Raw genomic sequence first — 23,695 nt, forward strand, 5'->3', positions numbered from 1 at the left:
TGGGCGCCGTATTGGCCCTGGTTGTCGCCGCGCCAGAATAGGCCGTTGTTCATGTTGCCGGTGTTGAACAGGCCGGTGTTGACGTTGCCGCTGTTGAACAGGCCGGTGTTGGTGTTGCCGGTGTTGAAGCTGCCCGTGTTGGTGTTGCCGGGGTTGAAGCTGCCGCTGTTGAAGTTCCCGGCGTTGAAGTTGCCGGAGTTGTAGTTGCCGGGATTGAGCAGGCCGGTGTTGGCGTTGCCGGCGTTGAACAACCCGCTGTTGGCGACACCGGAGTTGAAGAACCCGGTGTTGTACTTGCCGCTGTTCCCGACACCCCAGTTGCCGTCACCGGTGTTGAAGAACCCGACGTTGCCGGTCCCGGAGTTGAACAGGCCGATGTTGCCGGCGCCGGAGTTCAGGGCGCCGATGCCGATTGGGTCGTTGCCGGTCAGGCCGATGCCGATGTTGTTGTTGCCGGTGTTGGCGAAGCCCAGGTTGGAGTTGCCGGCGTTGGCAAAGCCGATGTTGCCGGTGCCGGTATTGGCGATGCCCTGGTTGAGGACGCCGAGGTTGGCGGCGCCCCAGTTGTGGTCACCGTGGTTGCCCAGGCCGAAGTTGTGGTCGCCCAGGTTGCCCAGGCCCAGGTTGGCGCTGCCCAGGTTGGCCAGGCCGAGGTTGCTGATGGTGCCGGCGTGGTGCAGCAGCCCGGTCAGGTGGGTGCCGGTGTTGGCCAGTCCGGACAGGTAGGCGGGGGTCGCCAGGTCGGTGGTACTGGTGTTGAAGAACCCGGAGACGGTGTTGCCCCAGTTGAGCAGTCCCGATTGCAGGGCGCCCACGTTGCGGAACCCCGAGACGCTGCCCAGCGCGACGTTCTGCCAGCCCGAGGCGCTGGCCCCGGCGTTGAAGAACCCCGAGGAGCTGCCGGTCCCGGAATTGAAGAACCCCGACGAGGGTGCCGTCGTCGAATTCCCGAAGCCCGGCCCGCCGGGGATATTGATGATCTCGATGGTGCCGCCCTGCAGCATGCCCTCGAGCGCCACTCCGAAGACCGTTGACGGCCCGCCGAGGGCAATGGTGATTATCGGCTCGGTGAACGTGGACGGGTACACGTAGACGGGACCGACGTAGAAATCGCCGTTCAGGGACGTTTCCTCGAAGGTGAACGCCGGGATGTTGTGTACTTGGCCGCCGAGTACCCAGGTCTGATTCAGCGGCTTGATGGACGAGGTGTCGATGGAGATGCTCGGAATGTCGATCCCCACGTGCAGGCTGATCTGCCCTTGGTTGTCGCCGCTGACGAAGAATCCGTTGTTGTAATTCCCGCTGTTGAATGCGCCGGTGTTGACGTTGCCGGTGTTGAGGTGGCCGGTGTTGTAATTTCCGGGGTTGAACCCACCGGTGTTGTAGGCGCCGGCGTTGTAGTTGCCGGAGTTGGTGCTGCCCGCATTAAGAAAGCCACTGTTGTAGCTGCCCGTGTTGGCTAAACCGGTATTGCCGATGCCCGCGTTGAGAATGCCGGTGTTGACATTGCCGGTATTGGCGATCCCGGTGTTTCCCATGCCCGGGTTGCCGAAGCCCCAGTTCCCGGAGCCGGCGTTGCCGATGCCGACATTTCCGTTGCCCGAGTTGAAGAATCCGATGTTGCCGGTGCCGGAGTTGAACAGCCCGATGTTGCCGGTGCCGGAGTTGAACAGGCCGAAATTTTCTGTGTTCAGCAGACCGATGCCGATTTGATCGTTGCCGCTCAAGCCGATGCCGATATTGTTGTTTCCGGTGTTGGCGAAGCCGAGATTCGAATTTCCCGAGTTGGCGAAGCCGATGTTGCCGGTGCCGGAATTCCATAGACCGTGGTTGAGGCTGCCGAAATTTCCGGAGCCGATGTTGGCATTGCCGAGGCTGCCCAAACCGAGGTTGCCGAATCCGTCGTTGCCCAAACCCAGATTGCTGCTGCCGATGTTTCCCGAGCCGATGTTCGTGTTACCGATGTTGGCGCTGCCGAGGTTTTGGCTGCCGATGTTGCCGATGCCGAAGTTGAAGTCGCCGATGTTGCCGATGCCGAAGTTGAAGTCGCCGATGTTGCCCAGTCCGATGTCGACGGAGCCGACGTTCACCGACCCCAACTTGGTGGCCAAGTTGTTGATGGCCGAACGGAACCGGGGGAACGGATCGCCTGCGGCTGCGGCCGGCGACTGGTTGTTGGGGGTGACCGGCCCGGCGTAGAACCGGCGAAACTGGGTGATCGTCGAGGCGATCGCCGAGGACTCGGCGTGGTAGCCGAACATGGTGGCGACGTCTTGTGCCCACATCTGCTCGTACTCGGTCTCCACCGCGGCGATCGCGGGCCAGTTCTGGCCCAGCACGTTGGACATTACGAGCCCGATCAGGCGGGACCGGTTGGCGGAGATGGCGGCCGGATGCACGGTCGCGGTTTGCGCCGCCTCGAACGCTGCCGCCGCCAACTGGGCTTGGGTCGCGGCCTGCTCGGCTTGCTCGGCCGCCGAGCTCAGCCACTTGGAGTAGGGGGCCGCCGCGGTCAGCATCGCGGCCGCGGCCGAACCCTGCCACGACGAAGCAGCCAGCGCGGAGGTCAGTGCGGAGAACGACCGCGCGGAGGAACCCAACTCGGCGGCCAGGCCCCGCCAGGCCGTCGCGGCTGCCAGCATCGGACCGGGCCCGGCGCCGGCCAGCATCTGCCGCGAATTGAGCTCGGGCGGCAGCCGCGCAAAATCCATCGCATCTCCCTGATTTCAAACAGCTGCCCGAGGTGCTGCTGCGGGTGGCTGTGGCTGATCGGACGGATACTGGGCCGCGTCGAGAGGAATCCACCGCAATTCATAGTGGAATTTCGGCGATGCGCAACCACCTTCGAACGCCGGGGTTGAGCCGGGTCGCACTGGCCGAGGGCTATCACGGACATCCGAAACGCATGCGAAAGCGCTTCTCCTGCAATGCGTTCCAGCAATTATGGAGACGATCGCGCCGCTGTGTCAGCGGCCACGCAGGCGTGATTGCCTCCCCCTATGGGGGGAGGAAAGTTCAACCCGAAGATCCACCACCGGTCCGAGGGATGGTGGGCCGTCGGTAGGCAAATGTGTTCAGTAGATTGGTCATTCGACACACCCAACGCGTCGGGTGAAGCCGAAAGAGATGGCGGTCAATGGGATTGATAGCAGGAAAGTGCTGGCGAACAAAACCGGGACGCTAGCCCGGCGGGGTCTGCCGGTTGCGCACCGCCGAGCCCACCGCGTCGGTCAGCGAAGCGAATCCGCCCTCGTGCAGCCGGCGAGCGATCCCGTCGTGAATGTCCTTTGGCCCACAGTCCTCCGCCGTAGATGAAGCCGGTGTACCCCTGCAGCAGCGACGCGCCGGCGGTGATGCGCTCCCAGGCGTCGTCGGCGGTCTCGATGCCCCCGACACTGATCAGCACCAACCGGTCGCCGACCCGCTGATACAGCCGGTGCAGCACCTGCAGCGAACGACGCGCGACGGGCGGGCCGGAGATGCCGCCGGCGCCGAGCGCCTCAACCCCCCGGCGTGCGCAGCCCGTCGCGCGAGATGGTGGTGTTGGTGGCCACGATGCCGGCCAGCCCGAGTTGCACGGCCAGGTCGGCGATTTCGTCGATTTCGGGGTCGGCGAGGTCGGGTGCGATCTTCACTAGCACGGGGGTCGTCCCCGCTTCGGCGAGCACGGCCGCCAGGATCGGCCGCAGCGACTCCACCGCCTGCAGATCGCGCAGTCCCGGAGTGTTCGGCGAGCTCACGTTGACCACCAGGTAGGACACCAGGGGAGCCAGCAGCCGGGCGCTGGCGCGGTAGTCGGCGACGGCGTCGGCGGCGGGCGTCTTCTTGGTCTTGCCGATGTTCGCCCCGATCGGCACGTCGGGGACGTGCTGGGCCAGCCGGGCGGCCAGCGCGCCGGCGCCGTTGTTGTTGAAGCCCATCCGGTTGAGCAGGGCGCGGTCGTCGGGCAGCCGGAACAGCCGCGGTGCCGGGTTCCCGGGCTGCGGGTGGGCGGTGACGGTGCCAATTTCCGCATAGCCGAAACCCATTGCACCCCAAATGGAAAGCCCGGTACCGTCCTTGTCGAATCCGGCCGCCAGCCCGAGCGGTCCGGGAAACCGGACCCCGAATACGGTGCTGGCCAGGATCGGGTCGGTCGGTCCCAGCCGCCTGCTCAGCGTCCGGCGCGCCGGCGCGGTGGACGTGGCAGCACGCAGCGCACCGAACACCAGGGTGTGCACGCGCTCGGCCGGTACCGCGAACAACGCCTTCCGTAGCAGGCCGTATATCGGATGCCCGCCTTCGCCCGGTCGGCCCACCGTCACGGCTCCGGCTGGTCGGGAACTCGGTTGTCCAGTCGGGTTTTCTTACGGCGCAACAACACTCGTCTGCTTCCATCGGTGTACAGCCGCACCCGGGTCAGCTCCCAGCCGCGGTACTCGGCCTCGATGGACAGCCGGGTGGAGGCGCTCAGGCGGGTCACCTCCGGGGGTAGGCGCAGCGGCGCCCACTCGTACTCGTCGGACATGTCGGCGTCCCACCCCGCGGGCAGCCGACTCCACCGTGGCGTGGTCCCGCTGGTCAAGGCTTGCCCGCCGCGTCGGCGATGACCTGCACACCCGCGCCGGACCCCGACACCACGTACAGGGTGTTCGAGGTCTCGTCGAAGGCCAGCGAGTTGGGTTGCTGCACGGTCGGGTAACGCACCTTTTCCACGGGGATTCCGGTGCTCAGATCGTAACCAACGACCACGTTGGACGCGGTCAGGGACACCCACGCCAGCCTGGTGGACCCGGCCAGCCCGTACGGCGCCTGCCGCACCGGAAAGGCCTGGCGCAGGATCAGCGGGTCCACCCCGTAGACCAGCAACTGGCCGCCCCGGGTGTCGGCGACCAGCACCCGGCCCAGCGGATCGGCGGCCAGCGTGGTCGCGCCCTCGCCGGCCCGCAGCGCCTGCTCGGCCCGGCCGTCGGCGCCGATCGTCGTCACCGACGTCTGGCCGCGGTCCAACACGATGGTCGTATTCCCTTGTGTCGCAAGCGCATCGACGCGGGCGAAGATCTTGTTCCGGCTGGCCACCGAACTGTCGGCGCCCAGCGTGTACACCGCGCCGTCGGCGGTGCCGAGCACCAGCCGCCCATCGGCGCGGCGTGCGATCGCGGTGAAGTCCGTCTGTGCGGACACGGTGACCGCGGTGGTCTTGGCGTCGGCCAACTCGACCGCCAGGTAGCCGCCGCGCACCGCCACGAAAGCCCGGCCGTTGCCGTCGCCGGTGATGGCCGCGGTGGGCCCGGGCAGCGGAACGACGCGCGGCGCGGTCTGCGCGCCGAGCACGGCGAGACTGGCCGGGGCCGCCGGGTCGGTTCCCGGGCACAGCACCACCAGTTGGTGGGTGCCGACGTCGAAGAATGCGCTCTGGGGGTGCCCGCCCAGCGGTTGCACCGTGCCGGCCGGGTTCAGGCTGGGCGGCGAAACGGCGGGTTGCGCGGTTTGGATCGTCGGGGGAGTGGCGACCAGCGGATTCGCCGAGCACCCGGCCAGCCCGGCCGCGCCCGTCAGCAAACACGCGACAGCGGCGCAGCGCAGAAAACCCCGGCTCGCATAGTCAAGCAGCAACTGTCAGCTTCCGATCGTCGGGCGGCACAAACGAAATTCTAAGGAACGCCAGCGCGCTCAATTTGTCATGTTGGGCGCATAAAGTGGTACGGCGCGGGTATTCTCGCGCCATGACCGTCATCGTCGACCGGCATATCGCGAACGCTGAGTTCGCCATCGAAGACATGTGCACGGGGATCTTCGCCAGCGGATACGGCGAAGTGGGAGATGGGCGCAGTTTCGCTTTCCACATCGAGCACCATTCGCTGATCGTCGAAATTTACCGGCCCCGGCTGTCCGGGCCCGTCCCGCAGGACGAAGACGTCGTCGCGCGATCCGTGCGCGGCGTCCGTGACATCGACCTCACCGACGAGCGCAGCCTAGCCGCCGCGGTACGCGACTCCGTCGCCCACGCCGTCCCCGTTCCGCGCTGAGCGCCACCACGCGCGTCCGGTAACCGTCCCGTACACCAGGTACGGTCGTCGTCGTGTCTGCGGTTACCCCGATGTCCTGGACGCAAGTCGTCGTGCTGTCCGTGGTGCAGGGCCTGACGGAATTCTTGCCGGTCTCCTCGTCAGGGCACCTGGCGATCGTGTCCCGGGTGTTCTTCCACGCCGACGCCGGCGCGTCGTTCACCGCGGTCAGCCAGCTCGGGACCGAGGCCGCCGTACTGGTCTACTTCGCCCGCGACATCGTGCGCATCGCCCGGGCCTGGTTTCACGGCCTGGCGGTGAGATCACAGCGCAACACCGACTACCGGCTCGGCTGGTACGTCATCATCGGGACCATCCCGATCTGCGTACTGGGTCTGTTCTTCAAAGAGGAGATCCGCTCCGGCGTGCGCAACCTGTGGGTGGTCGCGACGGCGATGGTGGTCTTCTCGGCGGTCATCGCGCTGGCCGAGTACCTCGGCCGGCAGACTCGCGACGTCGAGCGCCTCAACTGGCGCGACGCCGCCGTCGTCGGCAGCGCCCAATGTCTGGCGCTGGTTCCCGGTGTGTCGCGGTCCGGATCGACCATCAGCGCCGGGCTGTTCCTCGGCCTGGAACGCGAACTGGCCGCCCGCTTCGGCTTCCTGCTGGCCATCCCGGCCGTCTTCGCCTCCGGGCTGTTCTCCCTGCCGGACGCCTTCCACCCGGTCACCGAGGGCATGAGTGCCACCGGTCCACAGCTGGTCGCGTCCATGCTGATCGCATTCGTCATCGGCCTGGCCGCGGTTTCCTGGTTCCTACATTTTCTGTTGCGCCACAACATGTACTGGTTCGTCGGCTACCGGGTGCTGGCCGGTACGGCCGTACTGATCCTGCTGGCCACCGGGACGGTCGCCGCCACATGACCGTGCTGCTGTTGCGCCACGGCCGGTCCACCTCGAACACCGCGGGCACCCTGGCCGGCCGCTCCGAAGGCGTCGACCTCGACGACAAGGGGCGCGACCAGGCGCTCGGGTTGATCGACCGCATCGGTGACCTGCCGATCCGGGCCGTGGTGACCTCGCCGCTGCTGCGCTGCCGTCGCACCGTGCAGCCGCTGGCCGAGGCGCTGTGCTTGGAGCCGCTGATCGACGAACGCATCGCCGAGGTCGACTACGGCGAGTGGACCGGGCGCAAGCTGGGGGAGTTGGTCAGCGAGCCGCTTTGGCGGGTGGTGCAGGCCCATCCCAGCGCGGCGGTGTTCCCCGGCGGCGAGGGCCTGGCGCAGGTGCAGTCCCGCGCGGTGGCCGCCGTCCGCGAGCACGACAGGCGGCTCAGCGAGCAGCACGGCGCGGACGTGCTGTGGATCGCCTGCACCCACGGTGACGTGATCAAGGCCGTCATCGCCGACGCCTACGGCATGCACCTGGACAGCTTCCAGCGGGTCAACGCCGATCCCGCGTCGGTAAGCGTGGTGCGCTACACCCCGCTGCGACCGTTCGTGCTACACGTCAACCACACCGGGGCGCGGTTGTCGGCGGGGCTACGCGCCGCGCCCGCGCCGTTGCCGGAGGCCAAAGCAGCGGGTGAAACCACCGAACCGTCCGCCGGCGACGCAGTGGTCGGCGGCTCCACCGACTAACCGCGCGGCGGTAGCCGCGCATACGAGGCGCCGGTGCGGCTGTCTGCACGGTATTTTGGAAGAGCCATGGCCCGCGCAATTCACGTATTCCGCACACCCGACCGTTTCGTCGCCGGGACCGTCGGGCAGCCCGGCAACCGCACGTTCTACATTCAGGCGGCCCACGATTCCCGGGTGGTCTCGGTGGTGTTGGAGAAGCAGCAGGTTGCGGTGCTGGCCGAACGTATCGGCGCGCTGCTGCTCGAGGTCAACCGACGGTTCGGCACCCCGGTCCCGCCCGAGCCCGCCGAGGTCGACGACCTGAGCCCGCTGATCATGCCGGTCGACGCCGAGTTCCGGGTCGGCACGATGGGGCTGGGCTGGGACTCCGAGGCGCAGACGGTGGTGGTCGAACTGCTGGCCGTCACCGACGCCGAGTTCGACGCGTCGGTGGTGCTCGACGACACCGACGAAGGGCCCGACGCGGTGCGGGTTTTCCTCACCCCGGAGTCGGCACGCCAGTTCGCCACCCGGTCCAACCGCGTCATCTCGGCCGGACGACCGCCATGTCCGCTATGCGACGAGCCCCTGGATCCCGAGGGCCACATCTGCGCCCGCACCAACGGCTACCGGCGCGACGCGCTCTTCGGGTCCACCGATGAACCCGAGGAATGACGAACTCGAGGCGCTGCAGCACGGCGAGCTGACGGTCCTGGGACGGATCCGCTCGGCGAGCAACGCCACTTTTCTGTGCGAAGCGGCGCTGGGGTCGGTGACCGTGCACTGCGTGTACAAACCGGTCTCCGGTGAGCAGCCGCTGTGGGACTTCCCCGACGGCACGCTGGCCGGCCGCGAGCTGAGCGCCTACCTGGTGTCGCAGTCGCTGGGCTGGAACATTGTGCCGTACACCATCATTCGCCACGGCCCGGCGGGGCCCGGCATGCTGCAGCAGTGGGTGCAGCAACCCGGTGACGCGGTCGATTCCGAACCCCGGCCCGGGCCCGACCTGGTCGACCTGTTTCCCAGCGGCAAGCCGCAGCCCGGCTATCTGCCGGTGCTGCGGGCCTACGACTACGCCGGCGACGAGGTGGTGCTGATGCACGCCGACGACATCCGGCTGCGGCGCATGGCGGTGTTCGACATCCTCATCAACAACGCCGACCGCAAGGGCGGGCACATCCTTTGCGACGTCGACGGCCGCGTGTACGGGGTGGACCACGGGGTGAGCCTGCACGTGCAGGACAAGCTGCGGACCGTGCTGTGGGGGTGGGCGGGAAAGCCGATCGACGACCCGACCATGGAGGCGGTCGCCGGGCTGGTGGAAGCGCTGCGGGGTCCGCTGGCCGAGGAACTGCACGGCCGGATCACCAGCACTGAAATCGCGGCGCTGACCCGGCGCGCGCACTCCTTGCTGGACAACCCGGTGATGCCCTCGCCCAACCGGCACCGCCCGATTCCCTGGCCGGCGTTCTGAGCCGCGGCGCCGTGTCGGCGATACTGGGTCGGTGAATCCCGCTGCTGACCTGACGGACGCCGCGCTGGCTGCCGAATTGGCCGCGGAGGCGGGGGAATTGCTGCTCGCGGTGCGCGAGGAGGTCGGTTTCGACTATCCGTGGGAGCTGGGCGACGCCGGAGACCGACGCGCGAACTCGCTGATTTTGCGCCGGTTGGCGGCCGCGCGGCCCGGGGATGCGGTGCTCAGTGAGGAAGCTCACGACGACCTGGTTCGGCTGAAGTCCGACCGGGTGTGGATCATCGACCCGCTGGACGGCACTCGCGAGTTCTCCACCCGCGGTCGTGACGACTGGGCGGTCCACATTGCGCTGTGGCAGCGCCCGTCGAACGGCCGGCACCAGATCACCGACGCGGCCGTCTCCCTGCCGGCCCGCGGCAACATCGTCTACCGCAGCGATACGGTGTCCGCGCGGGCCGCGCAAGCCGCGTCCGGTGGTACACCAGGCGTCATCCGGATCGCCGCCAGCGCCACCCGCCCGCCGGCCATCCTGTACCGGATGCGGCATCTGGTGGACATCGAACTGCTGCGGATCGGGTCGGCGGGCGCCAAGGCGATGGCGGTGGTCGACGGCGTCGCCGACGCCTACCTGCACGCCGGCGGCCAATGGGAATGGGATTCGGCGGCGCCGGCCGGGGTGGTGCTGGCCGCCGGCATGCATGCGTCGCGGCTGGACGGCTCGCCGCTGATGTACAACCAGCTCGATCCTTACCTGCCGGACCTGCTCATGTGTCGCAGCGAACTGGCGCCGATCCTGCTGGACGCCATCCGGCAGGCGTGGTGGTGAGCAGTCCCGTCGCCAGCCGGGCCTGACTGCGCGGCTCCTCCTCAGCACGCGGCGCGTGCTGCATCGTCGCCACGCGGGGTTCGACTGCGCGGCTCCTCCTCAGCACGCGGCGCGTGCTGCATCGTCGCCACGCTCTAAAGTCATCGGCATGCGGTCGTGGTCTTCTCCGCCGGTCCCGGATCTGCCCGGACGCGGCCCCGAGCTACGGCTTTACGACACCGCCGACCGCCAGGTCCGCCCGGTGACAGCCGGTCGCACCGCGAACATGTACGTCTGCGGCATCACCCCGTATGACGCCACGCATCTGGGTCACGCCGCCACCTATCTCGCGTTCGACCTGATCCACCGGCTCTGGCTCGACCTCGGTCACGACGTGCAGTACGTCCAGAACGTCACCGACGTCGACGACCCGCTGTTCGAACGCGCCGACCGCGACGGCGTCGACTGGCGCGAACTGGGCGACCGTGAGGTCGAACTTTTCCGCACCGACATGACGGCGCTGCGGGTGCTGCCGCCACGTGACTACGTCGGGGCCACCGAAGCCGTCGCCGAGATCGTGGAGCTCATCGAGAAGATGGTGGCGTCCGGGGCCGCCTACGTGGTCGAGGGAAAGTACCCGGACGTCTACTACCGCGCCGACGCCACCGTGCAGTTCGGCTACGAGTCCGGCTACGACCGCGACACCATGCTGGCGTTGTTCGCACAGCGCGGCGGCGACCCGCAACGCGCCGGTAAGACCGACGAACTCGACGCGTTGCTGTGGCGGGCCAACCGCCCCGGCGAGCCGTCCTGGCCGTCGCCGTTCGGGCCGGGAAGACCCGGCTGGCATGTCGAATGTGCGGCGATCGCGCTGAGCCGTATCCACAGCGAGCTCGACATCCAGGGTGGCGGCAGCGACCTGATTTTCCCGCACCACGAATTCACCGCCGCGCACGCTGAATGTGTCACCGGCGCGCGCAGATTCGCGCGCCACTACGTGCACGCCGGGATGATCGGCTGGGACGGGCACAAGATGTCGAAGAGCCGCGGCAACCTCGTCCTGGTCTCCACACTGCGCGCCCAGGGCGTCGACCCGGCGGCGGTGCGGCTCGGTCTGCTGGCCGGGCATTACCGGGCCGACCGCTCGTGGAGTCAACAGGTGCTCGACGACGCCCAGCGCCGTCTGCAGCACTGGCGCGCGGCGACCGCGTTGCCGGCCGGCCCGGACGCCGCCGACGTCCTCACCCGGGTTCGCCAGTACCTTGCCGACGATCTCGACACCCCTAAATCGCTTGCCGCACTGGATGGTTGGGCCACCGATGCACTGGAGTACGGCGGTCACGACGAGGCGGCGCCCAGGTTGGTGGCCGCCGCGGTCGACGCCCTGCTGGGAGTGGGTCTGTAGCGGCGCGGTGGTACGTTTTCGGCCATGGCGAGGGTGCAGCAGAACGTGCAGGACAAAGTCGTATTCATCACGGGCGCCGGCCGCGGTATCGGCGCGGAGGTCGCCCGCCGGCTGCATAACAAGGGCGCCAAGCTCGTCCTGACCGACCTGGGTGAGGCGGAGCTGAAGTCGATCGGCGCCGAACTCGGCGGCGACGGGCGCGTGCTGACGGTGGTGGCCGATGTACGTGATCTGGCCGCCATGCAGGCCGCCGCTGACCAGGCCGTGGCAAAGTTCGGCGGCATCGACGTGGTGGTGGCCAATGCGGGCATCGCCAGCTATGGCTCGGTGCTCAACGTCGACCCCGAGGCGGTCAAGCGGGTCATCGACGTCAACCTGCTCGGCGTCTTCTACACGGTGCGCGCCACCTTGCCGGCCATCATCGACCGCCGCGGCTACGTGTTGATCGTCTCCTCGCTGGCGGCGTTCGCCGCCGCTCCCGGAATGGCGCCCTACGACATGTCCAAGGCCGGCAACGAGCATCTGGCCAACGCGCTGCGGTTGGAGGTCGCGCATCTGGGGGTCAGCGTCGGCTCGGCCCACATGTCCTGGATTGACACCGCGCTGGTGCGTGACACCAAGGCGGATCTGCCCGCGTTCGGCGAGATGCTGGCCAAGCTGCCGCCGCCGCTGGGCAAGACCACCTCGGTGAACAAGTGCGCGGCGGCGTTCGTCAAGGGCATCGAAGAACGCCGGACGCGGGTGTACTGCCCGGGCTGGGTTGCGGCCCTGCGCTGGCTCAAGCCGGTGCTGTCCAGCCGAATCGGCGAAGCGCAGGTGCTCAAGTCCGCGGGTGGGGTGATTTCCAGGATGGATGACGACGTGGCCGCGCTCGGCCGGTTCACCAGCGCCTACACCCACGCCCTGGAGAAGCCGTCGGGTTCGTGACCCCGTGCGGGTGATTATCTGCGGCGCCGGGATCGCCGGGCTGGCCGCCGCCGAACGCATGTCGAGCATGGGCGCCGAAGTGGTGTTGCTCGAGCGCGCCCCGGGTCCCGACGAACGCGGCTACCTGATCGACTTCTACGGCCCCGGTTACGAAGCCGCCGAAGCGGTCGGCGTCCTGCCTGCGATTAAGGACGGGTCCTACCGCATCGACGAGGCCACCCTGGTCGACCAGCAGGGCCGCCGCCGGGCCGACCTGCCCTACAACCAGATCGCCAAGGCCCTCGGCGGCCGGGTGTCCAGCCTGCTGCGATCCGATTTGGCGAAAGCGTTGCGGGGCAACCTGCCCGACGGCGTCGACGTGCGTTACGGCGCGTCGCTGTCGGCGGTGACGGACCGCGACGACGGTGTCTCGGTGACGCTGGAAACCGGGGAGGAGCTGGCGGCCGACGTGCTGATCGGCGCCGACGGCAGCCACTCGAGGGTGCGGAGCCTGGTGTTCGGACCCGAGTCGCAATACCTGCGCTATCTCGGATTCCATTACGCGGCTTTTGTCTGCGACGCCTCCGACGTCGGCCGCCAAGCCGACACCGAGCAGATCGTGCTGACCGACACCGTCGAGCGGCAGATGGATCTGCTTTTTCTGCCCGACGGCCGCGCTGCCGTGCTGGCGACGTTCGCCGCCGCAGGTCCGGAATTGCCCGCGGATCCGCGTGCCGCGGTGCGGGACCGGTTCGCCGACGTGGGTTGGCTGGTGCCGGAAATATTGAACCGGTGCCCACCGGCCGGGGAGATGTACTACCAGGCAGCCGCCCAGGTCGTGATGCCGCGGTGGAGCAAGGGTCGGGTGGTGCTGCTCGGCGACGCCGCGGCCGCGGTCTCGCCGCTCGCCCCGCACGGCGCGTCGCTGGCGGTGGCCGGCGCCTACGTGCTCGCCGAACAGCTGCGTCTGACGTCCTCGGTCGAGCGGGCGCTGGACTTCTACGAGAAACTCTGGCGCTGGGTGGTCGAGGACAAGCAGAAAGCCGCCCGCGAGGTCGGCTGCTGGACGGTGCCCACGTCGCGCCGGGCCGCCCTGCGGTTCAGCTGGCGCCCGCTGGTCAATCGGTTCATCACCACGGCGTTGGCCGGTGAGCCGACCACGGTCATCGCGACGCTGCGCCGGGGAACTTCGGAACCGGGTTAGCGGCCGAAGCCGGGGCGGCGGCGTTTGAGGTAGCGCTCGAACTCGGCGGCCAGTGCGTCACCGTCGATCTGGCCCAGTACCTCGTTGACGTCGACGGACGCGTCGCCGTGCTGTTCGAGTGACTGCACGTATTCGGCCAGCTCCTGGTCGTCGGCGGCCATCTCGGTGATCTCCTGCTCCCACGCCTCGGCTTGCGCGGGCAGGTCGGCCAGCGGAACCTCGACGTCGAGTACTTCCTCGACGCGGCGCAGCAGCGCCACGGTCGCCTTGGGGTTGGGCGGGTGCGAGACGTAGTGCGGCACCGCCGCCCAGAACGTCACGGCCGGGATGCCCGCGGCCACGCACGCGTACTGGAAGACGCCGGCTATGCCGGTGGGGCCCTCGTAGCGGGTTTCCTCCAGTCCGAACAGCCGAGCCGAGTCCGACGAGTAGGCCGCACCCGAGACCGGTACCGGCCGGGTGTGCGGGGTGTCGGCCAGCAGCGCGCCCAGGATCACCACGGTGTCGACGTTGAGTTTGTCGATGATGCCCAGCAGTTCGTCGCAGAAGGTGCGCCAGCGCATGTTGGGTTCGACGCCGGACATCAGCACGACGTCGCGGTCGCTGTCGGGCGGGCGGCAGTGTGAGATCCGCATGGCCGGCCATTCCAGTTCCCGGGTGACGCCGTCGACTTGGCGGATCACCGGGCGATTGACCTGGTAGTCGTAGTAGGCCTCGTCGTCGATCTCCACGATCGGCAGCGCGTCCCAGATGTCGAACAGGTGTGCCACGGCGTCGCTGGCGGCGTCGCCGGCGTCGTTCCAGCCCTCGAATGCCGCCACTACGACGGTGTTCTGCAGTTGCGGCAGCCGTTGGGCATCATCCTGCCCGCGATCCGGCGAGTTCACCCGGCCAGCCTACGGCGTGGCGCTCCGGTTACGACGCAGACGTGCGGTTCTCGCCTCCGTGCGTCGAGCGTCCCCAGATGTACGGCCAAACGACCCTGCGAGCGGCATTTTGAGGCCGCTGGCGGGAGGCGACCGAAAGGCCCAGACGAAATACGGTTGGCTGCAATCTGGTTAACCTGGGTAATTAAGTCATTGCCGACCAGATCCGCGCGCCGGCGCTCGGTGGGCACCGCGATCGCCGGCCGGATCGGGTCAAGCTTGGCGTCCAGGGTTCGGGTGACGACGTAAACTCGTCTGGTCGAGAGGCGTTGCAACGGATTTTTTGGGGGGTCCTGGTCCCCCTGGTATCCGCCACGCTCGGCAGATCCAAGGACGCCTTCCGCGATGGAAGGATTGCATGTGAGCGCCCCCGAAAGTTTTGAGCCGAACATCCGTCCGGACTGCACCGACGAACTTTCCGCGGCCCTGCGCGAGCGGATTCTGGTGATCGATGGGGCGATGGGCACCGCGATCCAGCGCGACCGGCCGGACGAGGCCGGCTACCGCGGCGACCGGTTCACCGAGTGGCCGACCGCGTTGCAGGGCAACAACGACCTGCTCACGCTGACGCAGCCGCAGATCATCTCCGGGATCCACCGCGAGTACCTCGAGGCGGGTGCGGACATCCTGGAGACCAACACGTTCAACGCGAACGCGATCTCGCTGTCTGATTACGACATGGCGGACCTGAGCTACGAGCTGAACTACGCCGGGGCTGCGCTGGCCCGTAAAGCCGCCGACGAGTTCAGCACCACCGACAAGCCCCGCTATGTCGCCGGCGCCATCGGCCCGACCACGCGGACCGCGTCGATCTCGCCCGACGTCAACGACCCCGGGGCCCGCAACGTCTCCTACGACCAGCTGGTGGCCGCCTACCTGGAAGCCGCCAACGGCCTGGTGGACGGTGGCGCCGATCTGCTCATCATCGAGACCATCTTCGACTCGCTGAACGCCAAGGCGGCGGTGTTCGCCGTGGAGACGCTGTTCGAGGACCGCGGGCGGCGCTGGCCGGTGATCATCTCGGGCACCATCACCGACGCCTCCGGGCGGACGTTGTCCGGGCAGGTCACCGAGGCGTTCTGGAACTCGATCCGGCACGCCAAACCGATCGCGGTCGGCCTCAACTGCGCCCTGGGCGCGCCGGAGATGAGGCCGTACATCGCCGAGGTGTCGCGGATCGCGGACACCTTCGTCTCCTGCTACCCGAATGCCGGACTGCCCAACGCCTTCGGTGAGTACGACGAGTCCCCGGAGCGGCAGGCCTCTTATATCGCCGAGTTCGCCGACGCCGGCCTGGTGAACCTGGTCGGTGGGTGCTGCGGGACGGCGCCTCCGCACATCGCCGAGATCGCCAAGGTCGTCGAAGGTAAGCCGCCGCGCTGGGTGCCGCAGATCCCGGTGGCGACCCGGCTCGCGGGACTCGAGCCGCTCAACATCACCGAGGATTCGCTGTTCGTCAACATTGGTGAGCGCACCAACATCACCGGCTCGGCCCGGTTCCGCAACCTGATCAAGGCGCAGGACTACGACACCGCGCTGTCGGTGGCCCTGCAGCAGGTCGAGGTCGGCGCCCAGGTCATCGACATCAACATGGACGAGGGCATGATCGACGGCGTCGCCGCGATGGACCGGTTCACCAAGCTGATCGCGGCCGAGCCCGACATCAGCCGCGTCCCGGTGATGATCGACTCCTCCAAGTGGGAGGTCATCGAGGCGGGCCTGAAGAACGTGCAGGGCAAGCCGATCGTCAACTCGATCTCCATGAAGGAGGGCGAGGAGAAGTTCGTTCGCGAGGCACGGTTGTGCCGCAAGTACGGTGCCGCCGTGGTCGTGATGGCCTTCGACGAGCAGGGGCAGGCCGACAACCTGGAGCGCCGCAAGGAGATCTGTGGGCGCGCCTACCGCATTCTGACCGAACAGGTCGGCTTCCCGCCCGAGGACATCATTTTCGACCCGAACTGCTTCGCGCTGGCGACCGGCATCGAGGAGCACGCCACGTACGGCATCGACTTCATCGAGGCCTGCGCCTGGATCAAGGAAAATCTGCCGGGCGTGCACATCTCCGGCGGCATCTCGAACGTGTCGTTCTCGTTCCGCGGCAACAACCCGGTCCGCGAGGCGATCCACGCGGTGTTCCTGTTCCACGCCATCAAGGCCGGCCTGGATATGGGCATCGTCAACGCCGGCGCGCTGGTGCCCTACGACTCCATCGACCCCGAGCTGCGGGACCGCATCGAGGACGTCGTGCTGAACCGCCGCGAGGATGCGGCCGAGCGACTCCTGGAGATCGCCGAGCGATTCAATAGGACCGAGAAGAGCGAGGACCCGAAGGCCGCCGAGTGGCGATCCCTGCCGGTGCGCGAGCGGATCACCCACGCACTGGTCAAGGGCATCGACGCCCACGTGGACGACGACACCGAGGAGTTGCGGGCCGAGATCGCCGCTGCGGGCGGGCGCCCGATCGAAGTGATCGAGGGCCCGCTGATGGACGGCATGAACGTCGTCGGCGACCTGTTCGGCTCCGGCAAGATGTTCTTGCCTCAGGTGGTGAAGTCGGCCCGGGTGATGAAGAAGGCCGTGGCGTACCTGCTGCCGTTCATCGAGAAGGAGAAAGAGCAGTCCGGCGCGGCAGCCGGTAAGGACACCAACGGCACGATCATCATGGCGACCGTCAAGGGCGACGTGCACGACATCGGCAAGAACATTGTCGGGGTCGTGCTGCAGTGCAACAACTTCGAGGTGATCGACCTCGGTGTGATGGTGCCCGCCGAGAAAATCCTGGCCGCGGCTGAGGAATACGACGCCGACATCATCGGGCTGTCCGGGCTCATCACCCCGTCGCTGGACGAGATGGTCAACTTCGCCGTCGAGATGGAACGCCAGGGACTGCAGATCCCGCTGCTGATCGGTGGTGCGACCACCTCGCGTGCCCACACGGCGGTGAAGGTGGCGCCGCGCCGCAGCGGTCCGGTGGTGTGGGTCAAGGACGCGTCGCGCTCGGTGCCCGTCGCCGCCGCGCTGCTCGACGACAAGCAGCGTCCCGCGTTGCTGGAGGCCACCGAGAAGGACTACGCAGCGCTGCGCGAACGGCACGCTCAGAAGAACGAGCGCCCGACGCTGACGCTGGCGAAGGCACGCGCCAACCGGACGCCGATCGAGTGGGACGGCTACCCGCCGCCGGTGCCCGCCCAGGGTCTCGGCGTGCGGGATTTTCACGACTACGACCTCGCCGAGTTGCGGGAGTACATCGACTGGCAGCCGTTCTTCAACGCCTGGGAGATGAAGGGCCGCTTCCCCGACATCCTCAACAACCCGGTCTCGGGGGAGGCCGCGCGCAAGCTGTACGACGACGCCCAGGAAATGCTGGACACCCTGATCAAGGAGAAGTGGCTGACGGCCAACGGGGTGATCGGGTTCTTCCCGGCCAACGCGGTCGGTGACGACATCGAGGTCTACACCGACGACACCCGGACCGAGGTGCTCACCACGCTGTACAACCTGCGCCAGCAGGGCGAGCACCGCGACGGCATCCCCAACCGGAGTCTCGGCGACTTCATCGCGCCGAAGGCCACCGGTCTGGCCGACTACGTCGGCGCCTTCGCCGTCACCGCGGGACTCGGCAGCGCGGAAAAGATCGCGGAGTTCAAGGCGGACAACGACGACTACAGCGCGATCCTGCTGGAATCGATCGCCGATCGGCTGGCCGAGGCGTTCGCCGAACGGATGCACCAGCGGGTCCGCAAGGAGTTCTGGGGATTCCAGCCGGACGAGCAGTTGGACAACGAGGACCTGATTGGCGAGAAGTACCGGGGGATCCGTCCTGCCCCCGGCTACCCGGCCTGCCCGGAGCACACCGAGAAGGTGACGCTCTTTAAGTTGCTGGACGTTACCAAGCGGACCGGCATCGAGTTGACCGAGTCGATGGCGATGTGGCCCGGTGCCGCCGTCAGCGGATGGTACTTTTCGCATCCGCAGTCGCAATACTTCGTGGTCGGCCGGCTGGCCCAGGACCAGGTCGCCGACTACGCCAAGCGCAAAGGCTGGACGCTGGCCGAAGCCGAGCGCTGGCTCGCCCCCCAACCTCGGCTACAACCCGGAGGACTGAGCCGACGTCGGTGCGCCGCTACCGGCCTTCGTCGCCGGGTGTCCAGGTGTTCGGCAGCATTGGCTCCTGCGGGCCGTCGGTGAATTCGGCGCCGGGCAGCCGTGTGAGCCCCGAGCGCTGGTACGTCTGCTCTGCGCAGCGTGCCGACGAAGCCCTGCGGCCCCGCCCCGGAGGCCGAGGCTGCGACGTCGTCGGGCTCGGGCATGTCGGGCGGTCCGTCGACCTCTTCGTCGAGGTAGGCGAACTGATATTTGTGGCTGTGCTGGCGCACCCGTGCTCGGCGCTTGGCTCTGGCCTCGGCGGCGCTGGACAGCGGTGCGGCCGCTGGCGCCGCCGCCGCCGCACCGACGGCGGCGGCGGCTCTGGCCCCGAATGTAGGCGTGAATCCTTCACCGTCGGGGTCGCCGCCAACCGCATAGAACACTTGCACGCCGCCGGCGGCGGGGGCCGCCGGTGCCGGCGCGCCGGCCGACGATCCGGGGGCTCCGGCCGGTGCCGCGGCCGGTCCGCCGGCGCCGGTGCCGGCCAGCGTCACCCCGGTGACGGCGGGCGTCAGCTGCTCGGTGGGCGCTGTGGCGGCGACGGCGAGCGGCAACTCGGTGCTCGCCTCCAACCCGGCTAACCCGGCCAGCCCGATCAAGCCGACCGGCGCGAAGAGCGGGGCCAGCGCGGGAGCGAACGGGAAGATGTAGATGACCGGGTCGATGATCGAGTACGCCAGGATCATGAAGATCTCGGTGGTCATGAACGACAGCAACGAGTCCAGCGCTTGCACGACGAAGTCGCCCAGCGGTCCCGTCAGGTATTGGGCGGCCAGGTTGCGCATCAGGGTGACCAGATAGTTCAGCGCGTCGAGGATGATTTCGGTCGGGTCGCCAGAGATGCTGCCGGTGTCGGCGGCCGGCGCTGCCTGGGTGGTGACGATCTGTGGTGCGGTGCCCAACGTCGCCGTAGCCGCCGCCAGGCTGGTCTCTGCGACGGTCTGGTAGACGCTCATGGTCGTCGCGGCCTGGACCCACATCCGCAGGTAGTCCGCCTCGTTCAGCGCGATGGGGACGGTGTTGATGCCGAAGAAGTTGGTGGCCACCAGGGCGCCGTGCACGGCATGGTTGGCCGCCAGTTCGACCAGGGTCGGCATCTCGGCGAGTGCGCAGGTGTAACCGGCGGCCACGGTCTCTGCTGCGGCGGCCGCCGCAGCGGACACCGTTGCGGCCTGGGTCAGCCAATACAGATACGGCTGATGGGCCGCGACGAACTGCGCCGCGGTCGGGCCCGCCCACGCGCCCGCCGCAACGGCGCCGAGCACGCCTTCGAGGTCCGCGGCGGTGGAGGTGTATTCGGCGGCGAGCGCGTGCCAGGCGTCGGCTGCTGCCAGCAATGGACCGGGGCCTGAGCCAGTGGACAGCAGCGTCGAGTGCACCTCGGGCGGCAGCGCGAACCACACGGGACCGGTCATCATCGGCTGAGTCCTTCGAGCCATAAAAGCCAGCTAGTCTGGCCAAACCGGCATTAGGTTAGCCTAATCTTTTGAAGTTGTTATGAATACGCCGAAGAAACTGTTGTGACTTCTCTCGCGCTCGCATGGAACAATCGCTGGCCGTGAAGACCTTCGACGATCTTTTCGCCGAACTGGGCGAACGCGCGCGCACCCGGCCGGCCGGCAGCGCCACCGTTGCGGCGCTGGATGCCGGGGTGCACGCCCTGGGCAAGAAGATCCTGGAAGAGGCCGGCGAGGTGTGGCTGGCCGCCGAGCACGAACCCGACGAGGCGCTGGCCGAGGAGATCAGCCAATTGCTCTACTGGACGCAGGTGCTGATGATCGCGCGCGGCCTGTCCCTCGACGACGTCTACCGGAAGCTGTGAGCATGTTGCGTGTCGCGGTGCCCAACAAGGGCGCGTTGAGCGAACCGGCCACCGAGATCCTGTCCGAGGCCGGCTACCGGCGCCGCACCGACCCCAAGGACCTCACCGTCATCGACCCGGTCAACAACGTCGAGTTCTTCTTCCTGCGGCCCAAAGACATCGCCATCTACGTCGGCTCCGGCGAACTCGACTTCGGCATCACCGGCCGCGATCTGGCGCTGGATTCCGACGCCCCGGTGCGCGAACGCCTGGCGCTGGGCTTCGGCTCGTCCCGGTTCCGGTACGCCGCGCCGGCCGGACGGGACTGGACGGTCGAGGACCTGGCCGGCAAGCGGATAGCCACCGCCTACCCCAACCTGGTTCGTAAGGATCTGGCCGCCAGGGGCGTCGGCGCGACGGTGATCAGACTCGACGGAGCGGTGGAGATTTCGGTGCAGCTCGGTGTCGCCGACGCCATCGCCGATGTGGTGGGTTCGGGACGCACGCTGAGCCTGCACAACCTGGTGGCCTTCGGGGAGCCGCTGTGCGACTCCGAGGCCGTGCTCATCGAGCGGGCTGAGCCCGGCGGCCAGGCGGCCGCGGCCCGGGATCAGCTAATTGCCCGCGTTCAGGGCGTGGTGTTCGGCCAGCAGTACCTGATGCTCGACTACGACTGCCCACGCTCGGCGCTGGACCAGGCCACCGCCATCACCCCCGGATTGGAGTCGCCGACCATCGCGCCGCTGGCCGATCCGGATTGGGTCGCGGTCCGGGCGCTGGTGCCGCGCCGCGACGTCAACGGCATCATGGACCGGCTGGCCGTCATCGGAGCCAAGGCGATCCTGGCCTCCGACATCAGGTTCTGCAGATTCTGACCGTCGACCGCGGGCTTAGCTGTGTTAGCGTCCCGCTGGGAACTGCGGTAGGCCGCGGGCTTTCCCGCCATCGTCGCCAGGGGAGTACGTCTGTCCCAGGAGGGATTGCTGTGACGCAAGTTCTTGTCCTGCTGCTGGCATTGCTGATCGGGGTCGTGGCGGGGCTGCGGTCCCTGACGGCCCCCGCCGCGGTCGCGTGGGCGGTGTTCCTCAGCTGGCTCAACATGACCGGAACGTGGGCGTCCTGGGTGGGCAACATCGTCACCGTGGTGATTTTCAGCCTGCTCGCCGTCGCCGAACTGGTCAACGACAAACTGCCCAAGACACCGCCGCGCACCGCGACGCCGGTGTTTCTGGTCCGGCTCATCATCGGCGGCTTCGCCGGGGCGGTGATCGGCACTGCGTGGGGGCACAAGTGGGCGGCGCTGGGGGCCGGCATCATCGGTGCCGTACTGGGCACCGTGGGCGGTTTCCAGGCCCGGCGGGCGCTCGTCGTCAGGAACGGCGGCCACGATCTGCCGATCGCACTGCTGGAGGACGCGGTCGCGGTGTTGGGCGCCGTCGCCATCGTCGTGGCGGCAGCCGCGCTGTGACCCAAGACGCTGTGCTGCAGGAGCTTTCGCCGCTATCGGACCGGTAGCCGCGGACGGGACCGCGGGGGCGGAGCGCGGGAAAAGATGTGACGCGGGCGGTCTTCGTCGAGGACCGATCCGGCAGCTGGACGAGCTAACCGGCGGTGGTGCCTACCGGTGCGCTGGACAGTGTTGTGGGTTGCCGCTGCGTCTTGGGCAGCCGTTTGACCGCGATCAGCACACCGGTTCCCGCGATCGTGCACAGTGCCCACAACGCCAGGTACCAGAATGAGCGGAACTCGGGTCCGAAGAACACGGCGAGGGCGATGAACCAGAAGGTGATCATCCCGAGGTAACCCCACCAGACGATGGGGGCGGTTCCGGCGCTGCTGCGGCGGCGCATCAGGACGCCGACGTACATCACGGGTAAGGCGGCGTTGGCGACGGAGAAGTACGTCACCGCGAGCGGATCACCCATCGCATGGCTAAGGGCGTTCCAGATGACAATCGCCGCGGCGGCTCCGGCCACGATCAGCGCGGCGAACTGGCGCGGGTTCGCCGAAGGCAGCAACTCTGTCCTGCCGTACTGGATCGCCTGCACAATGAAGGCGACCTCGAAGGTGACGGTGAAAAGCAAAGCGACCCAAAATAATTCGACGTACCAGTGGTGGTAGGTGGTGAACCAGGTGTGGTAGTGGGCGACGAACGAGCCGTCGCCGGCGAACCAGAACAGGGTGCAGAAGATCGGTATCGAATACGTCTTTTCGCGGCGCGCAATCACGTAGGAGGCGAAGAACCAGGTGTAGTTGCAGACCATCGCCAGCGAGCACAGCGCCAAAATCCCGAGCTTGTGTTGGTCGATGGCGGTGAGCGTCTGTACTCCGTCGTACATTGCTGAGCTTCCTTCACCAGTCGAGCTGGGCGGTCTCTGGATGATCGCTCGCACCTCAATCGCAATTATTTGAGATGAGGTGTCTCAAAGATTAGGCGGCGGCGAGGCGCGGTGTCAATGATTCTGTTGCCGGACTTGGCGTTCGGTCCGCGGGTGTGGCCGTTGGGCTAACGTCGCTGGATCAGGAGTAGCTGCCGGTCATGCCGCCGGTTCGCTGCGACACGCCGGCCAGCCCGGGTACGGCGGCGGCGTACCGCCGAATGCCGGGCAGTGCGCCTGGTGCGGGCACCAATCGCACAGTCGCGACGGGTTGGGCCGGAAATCGCCGGTCGCACCGGCGGATTGGATCGCGCGCCACATCGCCGTCAGGGTCTTCTCGAAGCGCAGCAGCTCGTCATGATCGGGGGTGTAATCCAACACCTGACGGTCGGCGAGGTAGATCAGTCGCAGCCGGGCGGGCAGCACACCGCGCGAACGCAGCAGCGCCACGGCATAGAACTTCATCTGGAACATGGCTCTGAACTCAGCGGCCGCACGCGTCTCCGGTGGCGCCTTGCCGGTCTTGTAGTCGACGACCCGCAATTCGCCGGTGGCCGCGACGTCGATCCGGTCGATGTAGCCGCGCAGCAGCGTGCCGTCGGCCAACTCGACCTCCACCCGCTGCTCGCAGCACTGCGGGTCGAAGCGGGTCGGGTCCTCGAGCCGGTAGTAACCGCGCAGCAGCGCACGGGCCTCGTCGATCAGCTGAAGACGCTGCTCGGGGCCCAACTCTGCGGCGAGTTCGGCCTCAGCGGCGACAACCTGCTCCCAGGCGGGTTCCACCAGCGCGCAGGCGGTATCGCGAACCCGCTGCGCCGCCGGCAGCCCGTACAGCCGCTCCAGCGCGGCGTGCACCAGCGACCCGCGCAGCTGTGCCGTCGAGGGGGCCTCGGGCAACCGGTCGATGGCCCGGAACCGGTACAGCAGCGGGCACTGCTTGAAGTCGGCGGCCCGCGACGGCGACAGGGCAGGTCGCGGGCTGGCAGCAGCCGGCGGGGGCGGCGCCAGCTGATCGGTCATATTCGCAGCCTATGACTGCGCACCG

General features: G+C 67.9%; 18 protein-coding genes and 4 pseudogenes. 13 read left to right on the forward strand and 9 right to left on the reverse strand.

The annotated features are described in order from the left end of the window. Positions 1–38: 38 nt before the first annotated feature. The 4 genes and pseudogenes from L6444_RS12785 to L6444_RS12800 form a co-directional block, all read right to left on the reverse strand. Positions 39–2,711 (reverse strand): annotated as a pseudogene (locus L6444_RS12785) (PPE domain-containing protein); the annotation flags it as partial. A gap of 469 nt (positions 2,712–3,180) precedes the next feature. Further along, a pseudogene (locus tag L6444_RS12790) lies at positions 3,181–4,268 on the reverse strand (quinone-dependent dihydroorotate dehydrogenase). Positions 4,269–4,300: 32 nt separating this feature from the next. Continuing rightward, positions 4,301–4,507, reverse strand: coding sequence for a DUF5703 family protein (locus L6444_RS12795; RefSeq protein WP_236984071.1), 207 nt, complete (start codon positions 4,505–4,507; stop codon positions 4,301–4,303). A gap of 53 nt (positions 4,508–4,560) precedes the next feature. Beyond that, positions 4,561–5,541, reverse strand: a complete 981-nt coding sequence (locus tag L6444_RS12800; protein WP_370652847.1) for a YncE family protein — start codon at positions 5,539–5,541, stop codon at positions 4,561–4,563. A gap of 164 nt (positions 5,542–5,705) precedes the next feature. Between L6444_RS12800 and L6444_RS12805 the strand changes: the two genes are divergently transcribed. The 9 genes from L6444_RS12805 to L6444_RS12845 all read left to right on the forward strand — a co-directional run bounded on the left by L6444_RS12805 (position 5,706) and on the right by L6444_RS12845 (position 13,399). Further along, complete coding sequence (locus L6444_RS12805; protein ID WP_236983034.1) at positions 5,706–6,008, forward strand: hypothetical protein; 303 nt, start codon at positions 5,706–5,708, stop codon at positions 6,006–6,008. A 71-nt stretch (positions 6,009–6,079) separates the two neighbouring features. Further along, entirely contained in the window at positions 6,080–6,910 is an 831-nt protein-coding gene (locus tag L6444_RS12810; protein WP_236984075.1) for an undecaprenyl-diphosphate phosphatase, read from the forward strand. Next, the gene (locus L6444_RS12815) at positions 6,907–7,626 is read left to right on the forward strand and encodes a histidine phosphatase family protein (protein ID WP_236983036.1); all 720 of its coding nucleotides are present in this window, start codon (positions 6,907–6,909) and stop codon (positions 7,624–7,626) included. Before L6444_RS12810 ends, L6444_RS12815 begins: the two co-directional genes overlap by 4 nt. Positions 7,627–7,692: 66 nt before the next feature. Then, a complete protein-coding gene (locus tag L6444_RS12820) occupies positions 7,693–8,280 on the forward strand; it encodes a DUF3090 domain-containing protein (protein WP_236983038.1) in 588 nt (195 codons plus the stop codon). After that, a complete protein-coding gene (locus L6444_RS12825; RefSeq protein WP_236983040.1) occupies positions 8,264–9,079 on the forward strand; it encodes an SCO1664 family protein in 816 nt (271 codons plus the stop codon). The genes L6444_RS12820 and L6444_RS12825 overlap by 17 nt, the downstream gene beginning before the upstream one ends. 31 nt (positions 9,080–9,110) lie before the next feature. Next, the gene (locus L6444_RS12830; RefSeq protein ID WP_236983042.1) at positions 9,111–9,905 is read left to right on the forward strand and encodes a 3'(2'),5'-bisphosphate nucleotidase CysQ; all 795 of its coding nucleotides are present in this window, start codon (positions 9,111–9,113) and stop codon (positions 9,903–9,905) included. Between the two features lie 148 nt (positions 9,906–10,053). Then, a complete protein-coding gene (gene mshC / locus L6444_RS12835; protein WP_236983044.1) occupies positions 10,054–11,289 on the forward strand; it encodes a cysteine--1-D-myo-inosityl 2-amino-2-deoxy-alpha-D-glucopyranoside ligase in 1,236 nt (411 codons plus the stop codon). Positions 11,290–11,313: 24 nt separating this feature from the next. Next, positions 11,314–12,216 carry an SDR family oxidoreductase gene (locus L6444_RS12840; protein ID WP_236983046.1) on the forward strand — a complete coding sequence of 301 codons (903 nt, stop codon included), beginning with the start codon at positions 11,314–11,316 and terminating at the stop codon, positions 12,214–12,216. Positions 12,217–12,220: 4 nt separating this feature from the next. Next, positions 12,221–13,399: an FAD-dependent monooxygenase gene (locus L6444_RS12845; protein ID WP_236983048.1), complete on the forward strand. Its 1,179-nt coding sequence runs from the start codon at positions 12,221–12,223 to the stop codon at positions 13,397–13,399. Here the strand turns inward: L6444_RS12845 and L6444_RS12850 are convergent. Next, on the reverse strand, positions 13,396–14,247 hold the full coding sequence (locus L6444_RS12850; RefSeq protein WP_236984077.1) for a PAC2 family protein: 852 nt from the start codon (positions 14,245–14,247) through the stop codon (positions 13,396–13,398). The two genes, L6444_RS12845 and L6444_RS12850, sit on opposite strands and share 4 nt — an antisense overlap. 423 nt (positions 14,248–14,670) lie before the next feature. On the opposite strand from L6444_RS12850, the pseudogene metH reads away from it, so the two are divergent. Then, positions 14,671–18,430: pseudogene (gene metH, locus L6444_RS12855) on the forward strand (methionine synthase). An 18-nt stretch (positions 18,431–18,448) separates the two neighbouring features. On the opposite strand, the gene L6444_RS12860 reads toward metH, so the two are convergent. Both L6444_RS12860 and L6444_RS12865 read right to left on the reverse strand, forming a co-directional pair. Beyond that, entirely contained in the window at positions 18,449–18,847 is a 399-nt protein-coding gene (locus L6444_RS12860) for a PPW family C-terminal domain-containing PPE protein (RefSeq protein WP_236984079.1), read from the reverse strand. 595 nt (positions 18,848–19,442) lie between these two features. After that, positions 19,443–19,910 (reverse strand): annotated as a pseudogene (locus tag L6444_RS12865) (PPE family protein); the annotation flags it as partial. A gap of 101 nt (positions 19,911–20,011) precedes the next feature. Here L6444_RS12865 and L6444_RS12870 point away from each other — a divergent pair. From L6444_RS12870 to L6444_RS12880, 3 genes are all read left to right on the forward strand, one after another. After that, positions 20,012–20,293, forward strand: coding sequence for a phosphoribosyl-ATP diphosphatase (locus L6444_RS12870; RefSeq protein ID WP_236983050.1), 282 nt, complete (start codon positions 20,012–20,014; stop codon positions 20,291–20,293). Between the two features lie 2 nt (positions 20,294–20,295). Beyond that, on the forward strand, positions 20,296–21,147 hold the full coding sequence (gene hisG / locus L6444_RS12875) for an ATP phosphoribosyltransferase (protein WP_236983052.1): 852 nt from the start codon (positions 20,296–20,298) through the stop codon (positions 21,145–21,147). Positions 21,148–21,257: 110 nt separating this feature from the next. Beyond that, positions 21,258–21,740, forward strand: a complete 483-nt coding sequence (locus tag L6444_RS12880; RefSeq protein WP_236983060.1) for a glycine zipper 2TM domain-containing protein — start codon at positions 21,258–21,260, stop codon at positions 21,738–21,740. Positions 21,741–21,873: 133 nt separating this feature from the next. Here L6444_RS12880 and L6444_RS12885 read toward each other — a convergent pair whose 3' ends face one another. Continuing rightward, positions 21,874–22,611 (reverse strand): hypothetical protein, encoded by a 738-nt coding sequence (locus L6444_RS12885; RefSeq protein ID WP_236983062.1) that lies wholly within the window; start codon positions 22,609–22,611, stop codon positions 21,874–21,876. 198 nt (positions 22,612–22,809) lie between these two features. After that, complete coding sequence (locus tag L6444_RS12890; RefSeq protein ID WP_236983064.1) at positions 22,810–23,670, reverse strand: RecB family exonuclease; 861 nt, start codon at positions 23,668–23,670, stop codon at positions 22,810–22,812. Positions 23,671–23,695 lie beyond the last annotated feature (25 nt).

The sequence above is a fragment of the Mycobacterium kiyosense genome, assembly GCA_021654635.1.
In the GTDB taxonomy this organism is placed as follows: domain Bacteria; phylum Actinomycetota; class Actinomycetes; order Mycobacteriales; family Mycobacteriaceae; genus Mycobacterium; species Mycobacterium kiyosense.